Origin of the sequence: Parvibaculum sp., assembly GCF_049671045.1 — a bacterium.
GTDB lineage: Bacteria > Pseudomonadota > Alphaproteobacteria > Parvibaculales > Parvibaculaceae > Parvibaculum.
The window spans coordinates 1-4,453 of record NZ_JBATUH010000048.1 but is presented as its reverse complement, the minus strand read 5'-3'; the positions used below and the strand labels follow the sequence as shown (position 1 = coordinate 4,453).

The following is a 4,453-nucleotide window of genomic DNA, read 5'->3' as shown; positions in this document are numbered from 1 at the left end:
CCTTCATCCCTGCGCGGCGGTGCGCGTGCGGGGCCGGCGTCTGCGCCGCCGCTGCGTCGCCTCCGATGGCGTGCGCGCGATCCTGCCCGCCTTCGGCGCCTATGCGGGCGGGCTCAACGTGCTCGACGGGGCATATGACGCGCTCTTTCCGTCATCCGCCTTCCATGCCTGGATGATGGGCGCGCGCACCGTCGTTCCCGTCGCCGCCCATCGCCTCGAAGGCGATTAGCCGAGGCGGCCGAGGATCGGGAAATTGGTGATGAGGAAGATGGCTATCTGCTCGAAGGAGCCGAGCGCCATCAGGAGTCCCGTTCCGGCGAGCAGAACGCCAGACGCGATCTCGATCTTGCGCATATGGCGGCGGATGCGGCTGGCGAAGGCGAGAAAGGCGCGCACGGCGAAGGCCGCCGTGAGAAACGGAATGCCGAGCCCGAGCGAATAGGTGGCGAGGAGAAGCACGCCTGCCTGCAGGCTTTCCTGCGATGCGGCGATGGCGAGGATCGTTGCCAGAATGGGACCGATGCAGGGCGTCCAGCCGAAGGCGAAGGCAAGCCCGATCACATAGGGGCTCAGAAACTGCACCCACAGGCTTTTCGTGACGTCGCCGATCTGGTCCGGCTGGAAGCGCGCCTCGCGATTGAGAAAGGCGATGCGCAGAAGCCCCATATAGTGAAGGCCGAAAACGATGATGATGACGCCCGCGATGCGGCCGAGAATATCCTTGTGCGAAAGGATGATCGGGCTGATCGCCGAGGCGCTGGCGCCGAGTGCGACGAAGACGGTGCTGAAGCCGAGAACGAAGCCGACAGCGCCAAGCGCGACGCGGCGCGTCAGCCCCTCCGAGCCGAGAGCGGCGCCCTTCGTGTCCTCGCGCGTCAGTTCCTCGAAGGATGTGCCGGCGATGAAGCAGAGATAGGCCGGCACGAGCGGCAGCACGCAAGGCGAAAGGAAACTCAGAAGCCCACCGGCCGCAGCCGCGAAATAGGAGATGCTGAGATCGGTCATCGGTCGGGTCCGTCAAACGCATGCATCGGGATTGCCGGAGGGCAGGGGAAAAATGACGGCGGGGAGCCGGAAACGCACTCTAGCCATGATGGCCGGCCCGCGCCATGCGTCACCTTTCCCTCAGCACCGCCGAGGCGAGCCAGCCGGCAAGCGCGGCGCCGATCACGGCGATGAGGCCGTAGAAGAGCGGCCGCGTATGGGCGAGGCGATAGATGAAGCGCTCGAGCCCGCCCTTGTCGATATAAAGCGGGGAGGCGATAGCATCGACGACTTCGCCATCGCGGATGAGATAGACAGTCGCCGTATAGAGCCCGACCGGCACGGTCGCGGGAATTTCGAGCGTGGCGCGGAAGAGCGTCTGCCCGAGAAAGGTCACGCCTCCCGGATCGCTGATATAGAGCCGCTCGCGCTTTTTGTTGCGGATGAGCGCCTTGACGAAGGCCTGCACTTCTTCGGACGGCAGCACTTCCGCGCTTCCATCCATCGCCTGCGCCGATGGCGGGCCGAGATCGACATTCTCGACCCCGATCTGTTCGCGCTTCAGCACATCGGCGCCCGCCGTCACTTCGAGCGGCCGCGTGCTTGCGACCGCGTAGTAGCCGGGCACCCTGGGGAAGGTGATGGAATCGTGATTGACCCAGATGCCCGCGACGCGCGCCTTGCGCCGCACCGTCATCGGGCGCTGGGGGCCCGACACCACGACAACGATGTCGCGGGCGAGGCCGCGCGTCTCCGGTGCGTTCGCCTCGACGGCGCCGAAGAGAAGGATCTGCGTGCCCGTGAAGTTGGAGTGGATCGAAATCTTGTGCGAGGAAAGATCAGTGACGAGCTGATCAGCCTTGGCTCGCGCGGCGGCGAAAAGGCAGGCCGCGAGCACGATCGGAACGAGCAGGACTGCGATATGGTGCGGACGGGATGTCATGAATGCGGCGCCACATCGACAACGGAATAAAGGTCGGGCGGCGTCGTCACGAGATCCCAGCCGAGCCTCATGCCCATGAGAAGCACGATGCCCGCAAGGAGCGCGCGCAGATGCTCGCCCCTGAGGCGCGCCGCCGTGCGTACGCCATATTGCGCGCCGACCACCGCGCCGACGACGAGAAGCAGAGCCAGCATCGCATCGACCGCCTGGTTCTCGACCGCATGCATGACGCCGGTGATCGCCGTCACGAAGACGATCTGGAAGAGCGAGGTGCCGATGACCATCATGGTCGGCATCCGCAAGAGATAGATCATGGCCGGGATGATGATGAAGCCGCCGCCAACACCCATGATCGCCGAGAGCATGCCGACGAAGAAGCCGATGAGCACGGGCGGGATCACGCTGATATAGAGCTTCGAGCGCCGGAAGCGCATCTTGAAGGGCAGGCCGTGGATCCAGCTATGGTGCCCGCCCTGCCCCGTGGCGGGCGCATCGCCCCGCCGCGCCGCATTCATGGCCCGCAGGCTCTCCGCCATCATCATCGCGCCGATGATGGAGAGGAAAACGACATAGACGACCGAGATGGTGAGGTCGATCTGCCCGATCTCCTTCAGCAGCCGGAAAAGGAAGATGCCGAAGACGGAGCCGACGATGCCGCCCGCAAGCAGCACGCCGCCCATCTTGAAGTCGATGGTGCCGCGCCGCCAATGGGCGAGCGCGCCGGTCACGGAGGAGGCGACGACCTGCGTCGATTGGGTGCCGACCGCGACGGCGGGCGGGATGCCGAGAAAGATCAGAAGCGGCGTCATCAGGAAGCCGCCGCCGACGCCGAACATGCCCGAGAGGAAGCCGACCGCCCCGCCCATGGCGAGGATCAGCAGCGCATTGATCGGAAGTTCGGCAATCGGCAGGTAGATCTGCATGCGGCCTGGGCTCCGGCGGCGGTCGCGCCGCCCGTTCTGTCCGCGGAAACATCGAAACGGGCAGACATGCCGCCGTCAGGATGCCTCGGGCGCGGAGGCCCTCAGCGCGTCGCGAGTTCGAGCGACTTCAGCAGCGCCGGATTGACGCTGCCGGTCTGGTCGAGGCCCGCGGACCGCTGATAGGCGAGGATTGCATCGCGTGTGCGCGGACCCATGACGCCGTCCGACGTGCCCGGATCGTAGCCGAGCTGCATCAGCATCGCCTGAGCACGGGCCGTGTCGCTCACTGTGGTCGAGATACTGCCGGTGATGTCGTCTGCGTTTCCGGCGGCGCTGCCGCTGTGGAACGTGCCGAGATCGCCATTGGCGGCAGGGTCGGGGCGCTTCGCGGTCCATGTCTCGGCCGCGACCTTGGCCTGCGCCAGCGCGGCCGCGTCGAGCTTGCCTTCGAGCTCGTCGCGCTTCTGGGCAGCGCCCCTGTCGCCCGCCTTCGCGGCGATGGTGAGCCACTTGTATGCGGAACCGAGATCCTGCTTCACGCCGAGCCCGCGCTCCTCGAGGATCGCGAGATTGTACTGGCTGTCGCCGAGGCCGAAAGCGGCCGCCTCGCCGAACCAGCGCGCGGCCGTGGTGAAATCCTGCCGCGTGCCACGGCCTTCCGCATAGATGACGGCGAGATTGTGCATGGCCTTTACATTGCCCTGAAGGGCGGCCTTCTCGTAAAAGCCGCGCGCCATCGAATCGTTCTGGGCCACGCCCCGGCCCTTTTCGTAAAGCGTGGCCAGGCGGTATTGCGCGATCGCAAGCCCCTGATCGGCGGCCTTGCCATACCAGATCGCGGCCTGAGCCGGATCGGCGTCCACGCCGTCGCCATTGGCATAGCGCTGCGCCAGCTCATATTGCGCCACCGCGTCGCCGTTCCGCGCCGCCTCGCCGAGCGCGCGCTGGCCGGCGGGAAGCTGGCCGAGCGTGCCCATGGCAGAAGATCTGGTCGCGGGCGCGAGAGGCTCGGTCTCGACCGGCTTGGCGGGAGCGGGTGTCGCCGAGGGCGCAGGCTCGCCCGAGCGGGGCATGGTCGTTGTCTGCGGCCGCGCGGCCTTCTTGGGCGCGGGCACGATGGGCGATTCAGCTTCGCTCGTCGTGGCAGGCGCCGGAGCCGCCGCCTCCCCGGGCGCCGCTTGCCCTTGAGGAGCGGTTGCATTGGCCCCGGCGCCTTCCGGACTGACCTCCGCCGGATTGCTCTCTGGATCTACAGATGCGGCGCTCGCCTTGGCGGCATTCGCGGCCTCGTCGCCAGGCTTGTCAGCAGGCTCGGCGGTCTTCGGCGAGGCGCCGTTTGCGGGCCCAGCATCGACGATCACGGGCTGCGGGATCGCTGGCTCGTTGTTGAGAACGCGCGTGGCGGCAAGGCCCGCCGCGAGAACGAGGAGAGCAGCAATGCCCCCGACAAGGATCTTCTTCCGCCGGCCTTCGCGTTCGGAGGCGAGCGCGGTGAAGCGCGCGGGATGCGGAGGAAGCTCCCGAGAGCGCCGGCGAACCGGAAATGAGCAACCCCGCCGCCGAGACGGCGCGGGCCGCCAATGATTTCCTCGCCGCCGCCCGC

The 4,453-nt window shown here is 67.1% G+C and carries 4 protein-coding genes and 1 pseudogene; 1 reads left to right on the top strand and 4 read right to left on the bottom strand.

The window, feature by feature from the left end; translation table 11 throughout:
* Window positions 1-229, top strand: a pseudogene (locus WBG82_RS06205) (ligase-associated DNA damage response endonuclease PdeM); the annotation flags it as partial.
* Here WBG82_RS06205 and WBG82_RS06200 read toward each other — a convergent pair.
* The 4 genes from WBG82_RS06200 to WBG82_RS06185 form a co-directional block, all read right to left on the bottom strand.
* Window positions 226-1,005 carry a cytochrome c biogenesis CcdA family protein gene (locus WBG82_RS06200; RefSeq protein WP_424422702.1) on the bottom strand — a complete coding sequence of 260 codons (780 nt, stop codon included), beginning with the start codon at window positions 1,003-1,005 and terminating at the stop codon, window positions 226-228. The pseudogene WBG82_RS06205 and the gene WBG82_RS06200 sit on opposite strands and share 4 nt — an antisense overlap.
* Before the next feature lie 109 nt (window positions 1,006-1,114).
* On the bottom strand, window positions 1,115-1,927 hold the full coding sequence (locus WBG82_RS06195) for a TIGR02186 family protein (protein ID WP_424422700.1): 813 nt from the start codon (window positions 1,925-1,927) through the stop codon (window positions 1,115-1,117).
* Entirely contained in the window at window positions 1,924-2,850 is a 927-nt protein-coding gene (locus WBG82_RS06190; protein WP_424422697.1) for a sulfite exporter TauE/SafE family protein, read from the bottom strand. The genes WBG82_RS06195 and WBG82_RS06190 overlap by 4 nt, the downstream gene beginning before the upstream one ends.
* 101 nt (window positions 2,851-2,951) lie before the next feature.
* The coding region (locus WBG82_RS06185; protein ID WP_424422695.1) for a peptidoglycan-binding protein at window positions 2,952-4,453 on the bottom strand (1,502 nt) is incomplete at its 5' end.

Excerpts from the sequence above, each read along its gene's own strand:
- WBG82_RS06190 (WP_424422697.1), bottom strand. The coding sequence starts at position 2,850 with ATGCAGATCTACCTGCCGATTGCCGAACTTCCGATCAATGCGCTGCTG.
- WBG82_RS06200 (WP_424422702.1), bottom strand. The coding sequence starts at position 1,005 with ATGACCGATCTCAGCATCTCCTATTTCGCGGCTGCGGCCGGTGGGCTT.
- WBG82_RS06195 (WP_424422700.1), bottom strand. The coding sequence starts at position 1,927 with ATGACATCCCGTCCGCACCATATCGCAGTCCTGCTCGTTCCGATCGTG.